Raw genomic sequence first — 15,485 nt, 5'->3', positions numbered from 1 at the left:
ACCGGAACCGGGTGCCCGATGCGCCTAAAGGGAATGTCATGACCGAACCGTCCAGTGCGCCACGCTCTTTTCAGGAAATCATCCTGCGGCTTCAGACCTATTGGGCCTCGAAGGGCTGTGCGATCCTGCAGCCCTATGACATGGAGGTCGGGGCAGGGACGTTCCACCCGGCCACAACACTGCGTGCTTTGGGCTCCAAGGCCTGGGCTGCGGCCTATGTGCAGCCGTCACGCCGTCCGACCGACGGACGCTATGGTGAGAACCCCAACCGGTTGCAGCACTATTACCAGTACCAGGTGCTGATCAAACCCAGTCCGCCGGATCTGCAGGAGCTGTATCTGGGCAGCCTCGAGGCCATCGGCATCGATATGGAGCTGCATGACATCCGCTTTGTCGAAGATGACTGGGAAAGCCCCACGCTGGGCGCCTGGGGCCTGGGGTGGGAGGTCTGGTGCGACGGGATGGAGGTCAGCCAGTTCACCTATTTTCAGCAGGTCGGTGGCCATGACTGCGCGCCTGTCTCGGGTGAGTTGACCTATGGGCTGGAACGTCTGGCGATGTATGTGCTGGGCATCGATCATGTCATGGATATGCCCTTCAATGATCCGCAGTCGCCCAGCCCGCTGACCTATGGCGATGTCTTCAAACAGACCGAGGAAGAATACGCCCGCTGGAATTTTGACGTCGCCAATACCGAGGTTCTGCTGCGCCATTTCGAAGAGGCCGAGGCCGAATGCACGGCCATTCTGGCGCAAGAGGATATCGACCCGAAGACCGGGAAACGGATCATCATGGCTCACCCAGCCTATGACCAGTGCATCAAGGCCAGCCATATGTTCAACCTACTGGACGCGCGGGGCGTGATCTCGGTAACCGAGCGTCAGGCCTATATCGGGCGCGTGCGGGCTTTGGCCAAACAATGCGCAGATGCATTTGTTCAGACCAAAGCGGCCGGGTTCGAGGCCTGATGGCCGCCTCAGGCCAAGCCGGGCAGCAACACTTTCAAACCGTCTGCGATCATGCTGATGGCAATGGCCGACAAGATCATGCCCATAAAGCGGCTCATGATCACGCGGGCCGTGTCCGACAGATGGCGCGCAATGGCCGCCGCGTTCCAGAAGGTCACGAACAGCAACAGGACAACTGCTCCGAAAACGCCGGCATAACCAAGCGCTTTGACGGGTTTGTCAATCTGGTGCGCATAAAGGATCAGTGTCGTGATCGTGCCGGGCCCGACCAGAATGGGAAAGGCCAGAGGGTAAAAGGCGACCGTTGCGGGCTCGGGATAGGCATCCTTTTCCCCCGTTGTTCCATGATGCGAGCTGCTTTCATGTCCGTTCAGCATGTTCAACCCGATCATCAGAACAACCAGCCCGCCTGCCACCCGCAGATGGTTGACGCTAATGCCGAACAGACCCAGCGCCTGGTTGCCCACGGCTGCAAAGGCGCTGCCCAGGATCAGACAATAGACGGCCGTTTTGACCGCAACCTTGCGCTGATCTGCAGGGGGCAGGCCATCTGTAACGCTCAGGAACACCGGCAGGTTGGTGATCGGGTTCATGATCGCAAAAAGGGCCCCGAAAAACCCGACGATAAATGTGGTGTCCATCTTCAAAGCCCTATATCTGAACGGGTTAACTGGGAAACTGTCCGATTTTTCTCGAAGATGAAAGAGGTTGCGTAGGTCATGACCGGCAAACTGCTTGCGATTATCCTTTTGGCCTCAGCCGCTTTGGCCGGTGGTGCGATGTATTACCTGCAGGTCTATGGGTTCTATTACGAGGTCGAGGCGCAACCCGGGCAGGATGTGACCCTGCTGCCGGATGATACAGATACGCCGGTCGCCATTTCTTACGAGCAGTTTCAGGCTATTGACGCGGACAGTTCTCCAATCCGGTATCGGGCCTGTTTTCAAACCGAATTGGGGTTTGATCAGTTACAAGCCTATCAACGTGTCGAAAACCCTGAACCGCTTACAGCGCCGGGATGGTTTGACTGCTATGATGCGGTCGAACTGGCGGATGATCTGAAATCCGGGCGGGCGCAGGCGTTCCTGGGGGCCAAAAACATCCGCTATGGGGTCGACCGGATCGTAGCCATCACCGAAGATGGGGCAGGATATGTCTGGCATGCGCTCAACAATTGTGGGGAAAAGGCCTATGACGGGACAGTGGTTGGCGAAGAATGCCCGCCGCGTCCGGAAAGCTGAAGGACAGCCATGAGCTATGCGGTTGAAATCCCGCAGTTTCTAACCGCAACGCTTGGTTTTGCGGTCTATCTGCTCGGCGCCGAGCTTAACGCGCGGGTGGCTGTTCTGCGACAGTTCAACATCCCCGAGCCGGTAACCGGTGGGTTGCTGGCCTCGTTGGTGGTGTTGGCGCTGTATCTGGTCTTTGGGCTTGAGCTGTCGTTCGAGCTTCAGACCCGGGATTTCCTGCTAGTCCTGTTCTTTGCGGGTATCGGGCTGAATGCGCGGATCGCTGATTTGATTTCGGGTGGCAAGCCCTTGTTTTTGCTTCTGATCCTCACTCTGACGACGATCGTCGCCCAGAACGTCATCGGTGCGGTGGGCGCGACGATCTTTGGCTATCCGGCGCAGGCGGGTGTTCTGTTTGGCTCGGCGGCGCTGATCGGGGGGCACGGGACAGCCATCGCCTGGGCCCCGGCGGTAGGGGACGCTACCGGGCTCGACGGCGCGACCGAGCTGGGCGTGGCCGTCGCAACGCTGGGCCTGGTTCTGGCGGCCCTCGTGGGTGGCCCAATTGCGCGGCTGTTGATCGAGGGCCGCAATTTGTCGCCGGACCGACCGGATGAAGAACTCACCGTCGGATTGCCGGACGAGGCCGGGAAGAGCAAATCGCAGATTGATCACCTCACGATCATGCGGGTGCTTCTCTACCTCAATATCGCGATTATTTTCGGCTATATGCTGAACGAGGTTATCCTGGCGGCTGGCCTCAAACTGCCACTTTTCGTGCCCTGCCTGATCATGGGGATCGTGATCGCCAATCTGCGCACAGCGCTGTTTCCTTCGGCACCGCCGGTCTCTCAGACGCCCTCGCTGGCGCTGATATCCGAATTTGCGCTGGGGGCCTTTCTGGCCATGTCACTCATGAGCCTGCAACTTTGGACCATTGCCGAACTTGGTCTGGCCATTGCCGTGATCATGACCGCGCAAACCCTGTTCACTGTGGTCTTTGTGATCTGGGCGCTGTTTCCGATTATGGGGTCGAACTACCGCGCCGCCGTTCTGGCCGCAGGCTTTGGCGGCTTTGCTTTGGGCGCCACACCCACAGCGATTGCAAATATGACAGCCGTAACCAAGCGATATGGCCCGTCGCCTATTGCCTTTATCGTGCTCCCCCTTGTATCCGCATTCTTTGTGGATATTGCCAATGCCATCGTCATCCAGACGATTGTAAATTTCTAAGGACCGAAAATGCCCGACCTGCTGATCGAACTGTTTTCCGAGGAAATCCCCGCGCGCATGCAGACCCGCGCCGGTGAAGACCTGAAAAAGCGGATCACTGATGGTTTGGTCGAGGCTGGCCTGACCTATTCCGGGGCCGCCGCCCTGACAACGCCGCGTCGTTTGACCCTGGCGGTCGAAGGGCTGCTGTCTGAAAGCCCCACGGTGCGTGATGAACGCAAGGGCCCCAAAGTGGGCGCGCCGGACAAGGCCATCGAAGGCTTCCTGCGCGGCGCAGGGCTGACCCGCGATCAGTTGGAAAAGCGTGAGACCCCCAAAGGCGCGGTCTATTTCGCCATGATCGAAAAACTGGGCCGGCCGGCGGCTGAGATCGTGGCCGAGGTTCTTGAGGCCACCATCCGCAACTTTCCTTGGCCGAAATCCATGCGCTGGGGCAGTGGCCCCATGCGCTGGGTTCGTCCGCTGCACTCGATCCTGTGCATCCTGAGCGATGAGGCAGGAGCGCAAATCGTGCCGCTTACGGTCGAGGGGATCACGGCCGGAGACAGCACGCAGGGTCACCGATTTATGGCGCCAAACCGGTTTTCGGTAACCTCCTTCGAGGATTACGCCGCCAAACTCAAGCGCGCCTTTGTGGTTTTGTCGCCCGAAGAACGAGCCGAGCATATCTGGAACGACGCCCAGAACATGGCTTTTGCCGCCGGTCTTGAGGTGGTCGAAGACAAGGGCCTGCTGGCCGAGGTTGCCGGGCTGGTTGAATGGCCCGTGGTGCTGATGGGGCAGATCGACGACGAGTTCCTCGACCTGCCGCCCGAGGTGCTGCAAACCTCGATGAAAGAGCATCAGAAGTTCTTTTCGGTGAAGAACCCCAAAACGGGTCGGATCGAACGGTTCATCACCGTGGCCAACCGCGAAACTGCCGATAATGGCGCGACCATTCTGGCGGGGAACCAAAAGGTACTGTCGGCGCGTCTGGCGGATGCGAAATTCTTCTGGGAGAACGACCTGCGCGTCGCCAAATCGGACATCACCCAATGGACCCGCGCATTGGAGAATGTGACCTTCCACAACAAGCTGGGCACGCAGGCCGAACGCATCAACCGCATCGCCGCTCTGGCCCGCGAGCTGGCCCCGGTGACAGGCGCGGATGCGGATCAGGCCGAGAAAGCCGCGCGTCTGGCCAAGGCCGACCTGAGCTCTGAGATGGTTTATGAATTCCCTGAACTTCAAGGGCTTATGGGGCGGTATTACATCGAGGCCGCAGGCGAAGACGCCGCCGTAGCCGCGGTGGCGCAGGAACATTACTCGCCGCTGGGACCGTCCGATGACGTGCCCACCGCGCCTTTGTCGGTGACCGTAGCGCTGGCCGACAAGCTGGACACGCTGACCGGGTTCTGGGCGATTGATGAGAAGCCCACCGGATCGAAAGACCCGTTTGCGCTGCGCCGTGCGGCGCTGGGGGTTATTCGGTTGATTTTTGGTAACGATCTACATCTTCGGTTGGATCGCTTTTTTGACAGTCAGTTGGTTCGGGCGGAAAGCGCCATCAACGACGCACTACCGGATGCAAATGTCCGCGATCTTCTTGAAGAAATCGCGCGTCATGGCGTTTTTGGTGGAGCTTTTCAGACCGTCAAAGAAAAAATTGGCGGATTACCTGCGGCGGCATTTCTTGAGTTGGAGAAAAAGGTTCCCGACGCATCCGACGACCTCCTCTCTTTTATCCACGACCGCCTCAAAGTCTTCCTGCGCGACGAGGGCATTCGCCACGACATTATCGACGCCTGTATCGCAATGGAGGGCAATGACGACCTCAACCTGCTGGTCAAGCGCGCCCGCGCTCTGAATGCGGTGATTGCGACTGAGGATGGGGAAAACCTCGTGCAGGGCTTCAAACGCGCCAACAACATCCTGACGCAGGCCGAAGAGAAGGATGGGGTCGAATACTCCTATGGCGCGGATGTGAAATTTGCCGAGACGGACAGCGAAAAGGCGCTTTTCTCCGCTTTGGAACAGGCCGAAGGTCAGATCAATGCGGCGCTGAAGGGCGAAGATTTTCCGACGGCCATGGCAGCTATGGCGGCGTTGCGCGGGCCGGTGGATGCGTTTTTTGAGGATGTGCAGGTCAATACCGACAATGACATCCTGCGGCGCAACCGTCTGAACCTGCTCAGCCAGATACGGCAGATCTGTTCGTCGGTTGCGGATTTGTCGAAGATCGACGGCTAAACCCTTGGGCGCGTAGGGCACGCGCCTAGATCACCCTTGCGTGACCGGCCCATCTGCCTATGCTGCGGTGAAACCAAAAGGTGCCGCAGTGCAGAATAATCCTCATACCACTCTGATCACCTCTGACGCGCCGGTCGCAGCCAATACCCATGGCGGGCGGGCGAAATGCTTGCAACGCTTGGTGCGGCTGGACATGCCGGTGCCCCGGACTGTGGCGCTGTCGTTTGAGTCGGTGCATCAGATTGCGAATGGGAATGTGCCTGATATCTCGGCGGTGTTGGAGCAGTTCGAACCCACCGCGCTATTGTGCGTGCGGCCCAGTTCCGAAGATCCCGATTGGGGCGGCCCCGGCGCGGTTCTGAATATCGGCATGAATGACGCGCGCTATCTGGATCTGTCGGCGGATATGGGCCGCGATGCGGCGGCGGCGCTCTATCTGCGATTTGCGCAAAGTTACGCGACCCATGTGGCGCGTCTTGACCCGGATGTCTTCGACGATATCGACGCTGATGGCCGCGAAGGTCTGAGCCTGACGCTGCGCGCTTATGAGGATGAGACCGAAGAAGCCTTTCCTCAGGAGCGTGGGGAACAGCTGGTCGGAGTTCTGCGCTCCATGGCCCGCGCGTGGGAGGGCACGTCAGCCCGGCTGCTGCGTCAAGCCAAGGGCGCGCCTGCGGATGCCGGGCTGGGGCTGGTCATTCAGGAAATGATCCCCGGTGTCGGGCAGGGCGAGTGTGGCTCAGGCGTGTTGCAACTGGTTGATCCGGCCACGGGAAAGCCGCAGATCACCGGGCGATACCTGAGCCAAAGCCAGGGGCGCGATGCGTTGGGGGAAGGCGTCTCAGCCCTGTTTTTGCAAAAGGATGAGCGCGGCCCCTCGCTGGAAGATGTCGCGCCCGAGGCGTTTTCCGACCTCAAGGCCCATGCGGCGCTGATGCGTGAGAAACTGCGCGAAGAGATGCAGGTCGAGTTCGTTGTCCAGAACGGCAATGTGCATATTCTCGACGGTGTCCGGGTTCAGCGCGGATCGCGCGCAGCGGTGCGGATTGCCGTGCGGCTGGCCGAAGACGGAATCATCCCCCCACAAGAGGCGGTGATGCGGATCGATCCGCATTCGCTGAACGAGCTGCTGCACCGGCAGGTTCATCCCAGCGCCAAGCGCGATGTGTTGACCACCGGCATTGGCGCCAGCCCGGGCGCTGCGACTGGCCGGTTGGTCTTTACTGCTGCCGAAGCACAGGCCGGTGCCGCGCGGGGAGAGCCCTGTATTCTGGTGCGTCGTGAAACCTCACCCGAGGATGTGCGGGGGATGCATGCGGCGGTGGCGGTTCTGACGGAAAAGGGCGGCATGACCAGCCACGCGGCGGTGATCGGGCGCGGGCTGGGTCTGCCGTGTATTGTCGGGGCCTCAGAGATGCGGTTCCAGACCAAGTTGAAACAGCTAGCCGCCCCCGATGGCCGGGTGTTCAAGACCGGAGATGTCCTGACGATCGATGGTTCGTCTGGGCAGGTTCTGGTCGGTGAGCCAGCCATGCTGGAAGCCGCATTGGATGATAGTTTTCAAACACTTATGGGTTGGGCTGATGCCGAGCGAGACATTGCCATCCGCGCCAATGCCGATACGCCCGCCGACGCGCAGACCGCTCGAAACTTTCAGGCCGAAGGGATTGGTCTGTGCCGGACGGAACACATGTTCTTTGATCCCGGCCGCCTGACCGTAATGCGCGAGATGATCTTTGCGCAGACGCCCTCGGGCCGGGCGGCCGTGTTGGAGCGCTTGCTGCCGATGCAACGGCAGGATTTTGTCCAACTGTTCCGCATCATGGAGGGTCAACCGGTCTGTATCCGCCTGTTTGACCCACCGCTGCACGAGTTTCTGCCCACCACCCGTAGCGGACAGCGGGAAGTGGCTGAAGCATTGGATCTGCCTGTGTCGGATGTCGAACGGCGGGTGGATTCGATGAGCGAATACAACCCGATGCTGGGTCTGCGCGGTGTTCGTCTGGGTGTGACTGTCCCCGAGATCTACGACATGCAGGCCCGCGCGATCTTTGAGGCGACGCTGGAGGCGTCAAAAGACGGCGCACCGGTTGTGCCCGAGGTGATGATTCCTCTGGTCTCGGCCAAGCGTGAGGTTGAACTGGTCAGGGCACGTATCGACAAGGTCGCCACCGAAGTTGCGTCGGAACAGGGGCAGGAGTTCGACTATCGTCTGGGCGTGATGGTCGAAACACCGCGCGCGTGTTTGCGGGCGAACGAAATCGCGCCGCACACTGCCTTTATGAGTTTCGGGACCAACGACCTGACGCAGATGACATATGGCCTGTCGCGCGATGACGCGGGCCGGTTCATGTCGGCCTATGTGCGGTTGGGCGTGTTCAACGAAGATCCGTTTCACGTGCTGGATGCAGATGGCGTGGGCGAGTTGCTTCGGTTGGGAGCCGAGCGAGGGCGGGAGGCGCAACCGGGTGTAACCTTGTCGGTTTGCGGTGAACATGGCGGCAACCCCGAATCAATTGCAATCTGTCGCGCGCTTGGATTCGACTATGTCTCTTGTTCGCCCTTCCGGGTTCCGGTGGCTCGGCTGACTGCCGCTCAACTGGCGATTTCTTCTAAACTTGGGGGTTGACGCGGCTCAGGCCCCATAGAAATAGTAGCATCGCACACGCACCATTGTTGAAAGTTTTTAACCGCGTGAGCAATTTTTTACTTGCATTTGCCGAAAAACTGGACGTTCGGCGAATTGTCGGCTATCAGCCTCGTCGCGCCCGCCGGGGGAGGGTTTGGCGCGTATGTGCCTGTGCGAGGTTATCTGATGAAGAGCTACATATTGGCTGTTGCCGTTTCGGCAGCAACCGTGCTGCCCGGTTTGTCATACGCAGACCGGCAGACCGTTGAATCGACAAAGGAAGAACTGGTCGCCCGCAATGAGCTGCCAGCACAAAGCTTCAAAGACTATCTGACTCTGTTCAAGCCGCGCAAAGCGCCGGAACAGATTGAAATGAGCTATACCAAAGACTGGTTGGACCAGCAGCCCGATGCCACCGGAGATGAGCATTTCCGTTGCTTGGCCGAAGCGCTGTATTTCGAGGCACGCGGTGAAAGCGTGAAAGGCCAGTTCGCGGTGGCAGAGGTTATTCTGAACCGTGTCGACAGCACGCGGTTCCCCGACTCGTTGTGCGGTGTGATCCAGCAGGGTACTGGCAAGAAATACCAGTGTCAGTTCACCTATACTTGTGATGGCCAGAAAGAGGTCATTCATGAGAAACGCGCCTATGAGCGCGTCGCCAAGGTTGCACGTGCCGCGATTGATGGGCTGACCGAGGATCTGACCGAGGGGGCTACGCATTACCACACCAAGGCAGTGCGTCCGTCTTGGTCACGCGTTTATAAGGAAACCGCGCGGATCGGTGTGCATATCTTCTATCGCCACAACTACCGGACAGCCAGCAACTGACCAAAGCGCCATCGCGGATTCTGCGGTGGCGTAGCGCGATGTCGTTGACAGATGATGGGGCGTGCGTTGTCGATGGACGACGCATTCAGTGGCTGGAATGGCGTTTACAAGGGTGTTATAGGCCTGCAGACCGCCTAGAAGGGGCGAACTGATCACCCGAGGCCAAAGAGGCGAGACCCATGAGTTCCGAAATCCGCCTTGCGTTTGCGCACCCGTCCGAGCGATCCGAAGCTACCGCGCCGCGTGGGCCGCTGGACCGGATTTCTCTGCGCGATCATATTGTCGACGTCGAGATCGGAGCGTTTCAGGCCGAGCGTGGCACCACTCAGCGTATCTGCTTCAACATCGTTGTCGAAGTGCGACCTTTGACCGGCCCTATTGATGACGATGTCGATCGTATCCTGTCTTATGACAAGGTGACCGAGGCCATTTCTTTTGAGCTGGCGGCAGAGCGGCTGAACCTGCTCGAAACACTGGCAGATCGTGTGGCCGAGCGAATTTTACTTGAGCCACAGGCTGTAAGAGCCTTTGTTCGAATAGAAAAACTTGATCGCGGTCCGGGCGCGCTTGGGGTTGAAATCGTACGTGGCAAAGACGCAGTTGACCCCGACTTGGTCGAGGAAGAACGCCCGCATCCCCGTTTGGTTTTTTTGTCCAATGAAGCGATCGCGTCGGACAAACTGACAAGTTGGATCGATCAGTTGGAAAGCCGTCAGCGTCCGTTGATCCTTTGTGTTGGTGCCGCTGATCTGCCTGTATCGCAAACCGGTCACGCGATGACCCAACGCCGCATCGACCTGCTGGCAATCGAACAGAACGCCTGGGTTCTGGCCGCGCGTGATCATCGCTGTGTTGTGGTCTCGACCCGGACCGAGTTGGATTGGGCGATGCGCAACGGTCAAATCTGTGTCTGGGCACCGTCCAAGATCGTGTTGGATGCGGTGGACGGGCCGTCAGCGGCCCCGTCAGATGCTGTGGCCTTGGCCGCGTGGTTTGCGTCGACGTTTGAAGCCAGCGAAATGATGGTGATCGGAGGCGAATTGCCGGATGCGCCAAAAACGCCTTTGCGCGCGGTATCCGTCGATCAGAAAACCCTGTGACAATGTATTTCCGCCCGCTGGTCCAACATGGTCCTGCACGTCCAAACGGGTCTGTGCCTTTGGCGGGGCGGCAGGATCTGTGGTTTACCCATGCCGAGCAATTGCAGCGGGGTAAGCGTGCGCAGGTCGTGCCTGTGCCGGACATGCCCAGTGACTGGCAAGATCGCCTGACGCGTCCGCGCGCCTCAGTTGCGGCACTGGATATGTCGCGGCCTCAGATTATGGGGATCTTGAACGCGACCCCCGACAGTTTCTCGGATGGCGGGTTGCACAATTCGGTTGAAGCTGCACGGGATGCGGCCCGAGATATGGTGCAAAACGGCGCCAGAATTCTAGATGTCGGCGGAGAATCCACGCGGCCCGGCGCCGATTTTGTTCCCGAGGACGAAGAGATACGGCGGATCCGCCCAGTGATCGAAGCGATCAGTGCCGAGACAGAGGCTGTGATCTCGATCGACACACGTAAAGCTTCGGTCGCGGGGGCCGCGTTCGAGGCAGGGGCAGGGCTGATCAACGATGTCTCGGGCTTTACCTTTGATACCCAGCTTGCACCTTTTTGTGCAGAACACGACGCCCCGGTTTGTGTGATGCATATGCAGGGCGATCCGGCAACGATGCAGGATGACCCGCGTTATGAGGATGTCTTGCTGGACGTGTATGATTTTCTGGCGCAGCAGATTGAGCGGCTAATCGCATTGGGTCTGAAACATGAGCGGATTATTGTTGATCCCGGTATCGGATTTGGGAAGACCCAAGAGCATAATCTGGAGCTTTTGAGAAATATCAGCCTTTTCCATGGGTTAGGTTGCCCAATCCTGCTTGGAGTGTCGCGTAAGGGGCTGATCGGTCAGATCGGGAAAGAACCACGCAAGGATGCGCGCGCGCCGGGATCAATCGCTGTGGCTTTGGCTGGATTGTCTCAGGGTGTGCAGATCATTCGTGCGCATGATGTCGCTGAGACCGCTCAGGCCTTGCGTCTGTGGGCTGCCGTCCGGTAATTCGGACGCAGGCAGGTGTTTCAGGAGAGTATTGATGCGTAAATTGTTCGGAACCGACGGGGTGCGTGGCACCGCGAACACGCATCCCATGACGGCCGAGATGGCCCTGCGCATCGGCGCGGCTGTGGGGCGATATTTCCGCCGCGATGCCTCGGGTGTGCATCGGGTGGTCATCGGTAAGGACACGCGGCTTTCGGGCTATATGCTGGAGAACGCTCTGACCGCCGGGCTAACCTCGACCGGGATGAATGTGTTGCTGTTGGGGCCGGTGCCGACACCAGCGGTCGGGCTGATGACCCGGTCCATGCGGGCCGACCTTGGGGTGATGATTTCGGCCAGCCACAACCCGGCAGAGGACAACGGCATCAAGTTTTTTGGCCCCGACGGGTATAAGCTGTCCGATCAGGCCGAACTAGAGATCGAGCGGCTGATCGAAGAGGGTGTCAAACCTGCCCAGGCGCAGAATATCGGGCGCGCGCGTCGGGTGGATGATGCGCGGTTTCGCTATGGCGAGCGGGTGAAATCATCCCTGCCGCGTGATGTGCGCCTGGACGGGCTGAAAGTGGTGATCGACTGCGCCAATGGTGCTGCGCACCGTACCGCGCCTGAAGTCCTGTGGGAACTGGGTGCCGAGGTTATCCCGGTTGGAATTGCGCCGAACGGAAAGAATATCAACCTCGATTGTGGCTCGACCCATCCCGAATTTGCGGCTGAAACGGTTGTGGCCCATGGCGCGGATGTTGGGATCTGCCTGGATGGCGATGCAGACCGGGTGGTGATCGTCGACGAAACCGGCACCGTGGCAGATGGTGACCAGCTTATGGCCCTGCTGGCCTCGGCCTGGAGTAAGGCAGATCAGCTAAAAGGCGGGGCTTTGGTGGCCACCGTGATGTCCAATCTGGGGCTGGAGCGGCATCTAAGCGCGCAAGGTTTGCGTTTGGAGCGCACTGCCGTTGGTGACCGCTATGTGGTTGAGCGGATGCGTGAGGGCGGGTTCAACCTGGGCGGTGAGCAATCCGGCCATATCGTGATGAGCGATTATGCCACCACTGGCGACGGGCTGATGGCCGGGCTGCATTTCCTGGCGGAAATGGTTTTGTCCGAGAAAAAGGCCTCCGAGCTGTCGCGCCAGTTCGAAACGGTCCCGCAGCTGCTCAAGAACGTGCGCTATGGCGAAGGGCAGGTGCCGCTGGAGGCTGACAGCGTCAAATCTGCGATTGCGGAAGCCGAGGCGCAGCTGAACGGCAAAGGGCGTTTGCTGATCCGCAAGTCCGGGACCGAACCTTTGATCCGGGTGATGGCAGAATGCGAAGATGACGGTCTGTTGACACAGGTGGTGAACGGGATCGTGGCCGAGGTTGAGGCAGCAGCAGGCTAAGCGCGGGTCAGCATTCGTTTCAGGCTGAACCACTGGCTGATGGCCATACCGGTCAGGATCAGCGCAAGCGCGCCGAAAAAGCGCAGGGGCAGGGCCTCGGACAGGATCCAGGCCCCGAACACCATCGACCAGACCGGAACCTGATAGTTCACAAGCGTCAGGAAAACCGACCCGGCGCTGCGCGTTATGGATACCCGCAGCGAGGTGGCAAAGGCGGTTGGTACAAGGCCCAAAACGAGCAAAGCAAGCGTTGGACGGGGCCCTTGCCAGGTTGGTAGCCCCTCGGTCATCAGCAGGATCGGTATCAACACCACGGCACCGACAAGCAGCATCAGCGCAGCCAGGACCAGCGGGTCAATCGGTGGACACCGACGTGTCATGATCGACGAGCTGGCATAGCACAGGGCGGCGCAGATGCAGGCCAGTTGCGCAAGCGGCTCTGCACCTTGTCCCAATTGCGCCAAACCCGGCCCAATCAGCACCAGCGCGCCGGTAAAGCCAAGGCAGACACCAATCAGGCGGCGCAGGTTCATCGGCTCATCCGAAAAGAAGTGCGCAAGCGGCAGCACCATCAGCGGGATCGCGGCCATCGATAGCCCGGCAAAGGCCGAAGGCACAATTTGTTGCCCCCAGCTGAGCAGCATGAACGGCACTGCGGTCGACAACAAGCCGATCAACACAATGGATGTCGCCAGAGCAGGTGTCAGCGTTGGAATGCGGCGACCGGACAGTCGCATCAAAAGCAGCAATGTCACCGCTCCCAGGGTGGTACGTGCCGTGGCAACGGTGATCGGGCCATACCCCTCAAGCGCCATGGCCACGACCATGAAAGTCGCACCCCAAATGAGGCCCAAAGTGAAGACGCCGCTCCAGTCACGCTTTGAAGGTTGTTCAACCATTCCATCCCCTTATCTCGCAGGCTGACCCGTGTCACGAAGGGAATTTGACAAAGAGTAAGTTTATACTTACCGTAAGCTATGACTTACGATAAAGCTCTGTCAGCCCTTGGGGATACCACACGCAGACACGTGTTCGAGGCGGTGGCGCGCAAGCCGCAATCAGTGGGGCAGATCGCGGCGGACATGCCTGTTAGCCGTCCTGCTGTGTCGCAGCACCTTCGCGTGTTGTCCGATGCGGGGCTGGTGATGTGTCAGGCTCAGGGCACGCGGCGCATCTACACGGCCTGTCCCGACGGGCTGGATGCGCTGCGGTCATGGCTTGATCGCTACTGGTCGGAGGTGATGAGCCGATTTGCGGATGAGGTAAATTCAGGGAAGGAAGACGCGTGACCGATCCTATTGTGAAGACTGTTGTTGTCAAAGCCGAGCCCGCGCGCGCCTTTGATATCTTTGTAAACCGTATCGCGAAATGGTGGCCTCTGGAGGGGCACGCGGTATCGGCGGCCCATAACCAGCCCGCGCTTGGCGTGACAATCGAACCTCGGGTCGGTGGGGCGGTTTATGAGACCATGTATGATGGCAACCGCGCAGAATGGGGTGAGGTTTTGGTCTATGAAGAAGGCCAGCGCATCGCGTTCACATGGCACCCGGGGACAAATACGGATTACCCCACCCGTGTTGAGGTGAGTTTTGAAGCGCAAAACGACGCTGAGACCAAGGTGACGCTGACCCATTCAGGGTGGGAGGTCTGGGCAGCCGAGGCTGCGGACAAACGCAAAAACTATGACAGCGGCTGGGATTTTGTGCTGGGCGAGCGTTATGCGAACGCTGTTGCCAATTGAAAAGGGCGGCCCTGTTGGCCGCCCTTTCACCGACAGAAGTCAGGCTTAGTTCTTTTCTTTGTCGACCATTTTACCAGCCGAGATCCAGGGCATCATGGCGCGCAGCTTGGCGCCTGTTTCCTCGATCATGTGCTCGTCATTGGCACGGCGCGACGCTTTGATGGTCGGCTGACCAACGGCGTTTTCCAGCATGAAGTCGCGGACGAACTTGCCTTGCTGGATGTCGTTCAGAACCTCTTTCATACGCGCTTTGGTCTCGTCGTATTTCAGGATACGCGGGCCGGTGACGTATTGGCCGTATTCGGCTGTGTTCGAGATCGAGTAATCCATGTTGGCGATGCCGCCTTCATAGATCAGGTCAACGATCAGCTTCACTTCGTGTAGACACTCGAAATAGGCCATTTCAGGCGCGTAGCCTGCCTCGACCAGAGTTTCAAAGCCGCAGCGGATCAGCTCTACCAGACCACCGCATAGAACAGCTTGCTCACCGAACAGGTCGGTTTCGCATTCTTCGCGGAAGTTGGTTTCGATGATGCCCGAACGGCCGCCACCGATGGCCGAGCAATAGGACAGGCCGATTTCCAGCGCTTTGCCGGTTGCATCATTGTCAACGGCCACCAGGCAAGGCACGCCGCCACCTTTGGTGTATTCGCCGCGTACAGTGTGGCCGGGGCCTTTGGGTGCCATCATGATGACGTCAACGCCTTCTTTCGGCTCGATCAGGCCGAAATGCACGTTCAGGCCGTGGGCGAATGCAATCGCGGCGCCCGGCTTGATGTTGCCATGGACATATTTCTTGTAGGTCTCTGCCTGCAATTCGTCGGGCATGGTGAACATGATCACGTCGCACCACGCAGCCGCTTCGGCGATGCCCATCACCTCCAGACCCTCTGCTGCGGCTTTCTTGGCCGAAGGTGAGCCGTCGCGCAGGGCGATAACCAGGTTCTTCGCACCTGAGTCACGCAGGTTCAGCGCGTGGGCATGGCCTTGGCTGCCATAGCCCAGGATGGCCACTTTTTTGTCTTTGATCAGGTTGATGTCGCAATCGCGATCGTAATAGACGCGCATTTCGCCGGTCCTTTCTGTTTCGATTGCTGTGCTTCTATCCTGCGGGATGAGTATTGGCGATAGGGTCTGGATTGAGTATTGAAG

Annotated in this window: 14 protein-coding genes; 11 read left to right on the top strand and 3 right to left on the bottom strand. The window is 59.2% G+C overall.

Translation table 11 applies throughout. The features are described 5' to 3' along the window. Positions 1-38: 38 nt before the first annotated feature. Positions 39-968: a glycine--tRNA ligase subunit alpha gene (locus GOV38_RS04140; RefSeq protein ID WP_171207717.1), complete on the top strand. Its 930-nt coding sequence runs from the start codon at positions 39-41 to the stop codon at positions 966-968. An 8-nt stretch (positions 969-976) separates the two neighbouring features. Here GOV38_RS04140 and GOV38_RS04135 read toward each other — a convergent pair whose 3' ends face one another. Then, entirely contained in the window at positions 977-1,609 is a 633-nt protein-coding gene (locus GOV38_RS04135) for a MarC family protein (RefSeq protein WP_171207716.1), read from the bottom strand. A 78-nt stretch (positions 1,610-1,687) separates the two neighbouring features. Here GOV38_RS04135 and GOV38_RS04130 point away from each other — a divergent pair, with 78 nt between their 5' ends. The 8 genes from GOV38_RS04130 to glmM all read left to right on the top strand — a co-directional run bounded on the left by GOV38_RS04130 (position 1,688) and on the right by glmM (position 12,592). Continuing rightward, positions 1,688-2,209, top strand: a complete 522-nt coding sequence (locus GOV38_RS04130; protein WP_171207715.1) for a DUF6446 family protein — start codon at positions 1,688-1,690, stop codon at positions 2,207-2,209. A 9-nt stretch (positions 2,210-2,218) separates the two neighbouring features. Beyond that, positions 2,219-3,430: a sodium/glutamate symporter gene (gene gltS / locus GOV38_RS04125; protein WP_171207714.1), complete on the top strand. Its 1,212-nt coding sequence runs from the start codon at positions 2,219-2,221 to the stop codon at positions 3,428-3,430. A 9-nt stretch (positions 3,431-3,439) separates the two neighbouring features. Further along, positions 3,440-5,659 carry a glycine--tRNA ligase subunit beta gene (gene glyS, locus GOV38_RS04120; RefSeq protein ID WP_171212971.1) on the top strand — a complete coding sequence of 740 codons (2,220 nt, stop codon included), beginning with the start codon at positions 3,440-3,442 and terminating at the stop codon, positions 5,657-5,659. A 67-nt stretch (positions 5,660-5,726) separates the two neighbouring features. Beyond that, positions 5,727-8,288 (top strand): pyruvate, phosphate dikinase, encoded by a 2,562-nt coding sequence (locus GOV38_RS04115; RefSeq protein ID WP_171207939.1) that lies wholly within the window; start codon positions 5,727-5,729, stop codon positions 8,286-8,288. A gap of 186 nt (positions 8,289-8,474) precedes the next feature. Further along, positions 8,475-9,116: a cell wall hydrolase gene (locus GOV38_RS04110; RefSeq protein WP_171098384.1), complete on the top strand. Its 642-nt coding sequence runs from the start codon at positions 8,475-8,477 to the stop codon at positions 9,114-9,116. A gap of 179 nt (positions 9,117-9,295) precedes the next feature. Then, entirely contained in the window at positions 9,296-10,216 is a 921-nt protein-coding gene (locus tag GOV38_RS04105; RefSeq protein WP_171207712.1) for a dihydroneopterin aldolase, read from the top strand. 2 nt (positions 10,217-10,218) lie between these two features. Further along, entirely contained in the window at positions 10,219-11,214 is a 996-nt protein-coding gene (folP, locus tag GOV38_RS04100) for a dihydropteroate synthase (protein WP_171207938.1), read from the top strand. 34 nt (positions 11,215-11,248) lie between these two features. Then, a complete protein-coding gene (glmM, locus tag GOV38_RS04095) occupies positions 11,249-12,592 on the top strand; it encodes a phosphoglucosamine mutase (protein ID WP_171098390.1) in 1,344 nt (447 codons plus the stop codon). On the opposite strand, the gene GOV38_RS04090 is transcribed toward glmM, so the two are convergent. Beyond that, positions 12,589-13,491 carry a DMT family transporter gene (locus GOV38_RS04090; protein ID WP_171207711.1) on the bottom strand — a complete coding sequence of 301 codons (903 nt, stop codon included), beginning with the start codon at positions 13,489-13,491 and terminating at the stop codon, positions 12,589-12,591. The genes glmM and GOV38_RS04090 overlap by 4 nt on opposite strands. A gap of 78 nt (positions 13,492-13,569) precedes the next feature. On the opposite strand from GOV38_RS04090, the gene GOV38_RS04085 reads away from it, so the two are divergent. Together GOV38_RS04085 and GOV38_RS04080 are read left to right on the top strand one after the other, a co-directional pair. Continuing rightward, positions 13,570-13,881, top strand: coding sequence for a helix-turn-helix transcriptional regulator (locus tag GOV38_RS04085; protein ID WP_171128955.1), 312 nt, complete (start codon positions 13,570-13,572; stop codon positions 13,879-13,881). After that, positions 13,878-14,333: an SRPBCC domain-containing protein gene (locus GOV38_RS04080; RefSeq protein WP_171207710.1), complete on the top strand. Its 456-nt coding sequence runs from the start codon at positions 13,878-13,880 to the stop codon at positions 14,331-14,333. The genes GOV38_RS04085 and GOV38_RS04080 overlap by 4 nt, the downstream gene beginning before the upstream one ends. 45 nt (positions 14,334-14,378) lie before the next feature. Here the strand turns inward: GOV38_RS04080 and ilvC are convergent, their stop codons facing one another. Continuing rightward, the gene (ilvC, locus tag GOV38_RS04075; RefSeq protein WP_171207709.1) at positions 14,379-15,401 is read right to left on the bottom strand and encodes a ketol-acid reductoisomerase; all 1,023 of its coding nucleotides are present in this window, start codon (positions 15,399-15,401) and stop codon (positions 14,379-14,381) included. Positions 15,402-15,485: the final 84 nt, after the last annotated feature.

The organism is Ruegeria sp. HKCCA5839, assembly GCF_013035585.1.
Classification (GTDB): Bacteria; Pseudomonadota; Alphaproteobacteria; order Rhodobacterales; family Rhodobacteraceae; genus Ruegeria.
The sequence above is the reverse complement of the archived record's forward strand: the minus strand, read 5'-3'. Positions and strand labels throughout refer to the sequence as shown.

Coding starts and splice junctions, on each gene's coding strand:
- GOV38_RS04140 (WP_171207717.1), top strand. CDS start 39: ATGACCGAACCGTCCAGTGCGCCACGCTCTTTTCAGGAAATCATCCTG.
- GOV38_RS04135 (WP_171207716.1), bottom strand. CDS start 1,609: ATGGACACCACATTTATCGTCGGGTTTTTCGGGGCCCTTTTTGCGATC.
- GOV38_RS04130 (WP_171207715.1), top strand. CDS start 1,688: ATGACCGGCAAACTGCTTGCGATTATCCTTTTGGCCTCAGCCGCTTTG.
- gltS (WP_171207714.1), top strand. CDS start 2,219: ATGAGCTATGCGGTTGAAATCCCGCAGTTTCTAACCGCAACGCTTGGT.
- glyS (WP_171212971.1), top strand. CDS start 3,440: ATGCCCGACCTGCTGATCGAACTGTTTTCCGAGGAAATCCCCGCGCGC.
- GOV38_RS04110 (WP_171098384.1), top strand. CDS start 8,475: ATGAAGAGCTACATATTGGCTGTTGCCGTTTCGGCAGCAACCGTGCTG.
- GOV38_RS04105 (WP_171207712.1), top strand. CDS start 9,296: ATGAGTTCCGAAATCCGCCTTGCGTTTGCGCACCCGTCCGAGCGATCC.
- folP (WP_171207938.1), top strand. CDS start 10,219: ATGTATTTCCGCCCGCTGGTCCAACATGGTCCTGCACGTCCAAACGGG.
- glmM (WP_171098390.1), top strand. CDS start 11,249: ATGCGTAAATTGTTCGGAACCGACGGGGTGCGTGGCACCGCGAACACG.
- GOV38_RS04090 (WP_171207711.1), bottom strand. CDS start 13,491: ATGGTTGAACAACCTTCAAAGCGTGACTGGAGCGGCGTCTTCACTTTG.
- GOV38_RS04085 (WP_171128955.1), top strand. CDS start 13,570: ATGACTTACGATAAAGCTCTGTCAGCCCTTGGGGATACCACACGCAGA.
- ilvC (WP_171207709.1), bottom strand. CDS start 15,401: ATGCGCGTCTATTACGATCGCGATTGCGACATCAACCTGATCAAAGAC.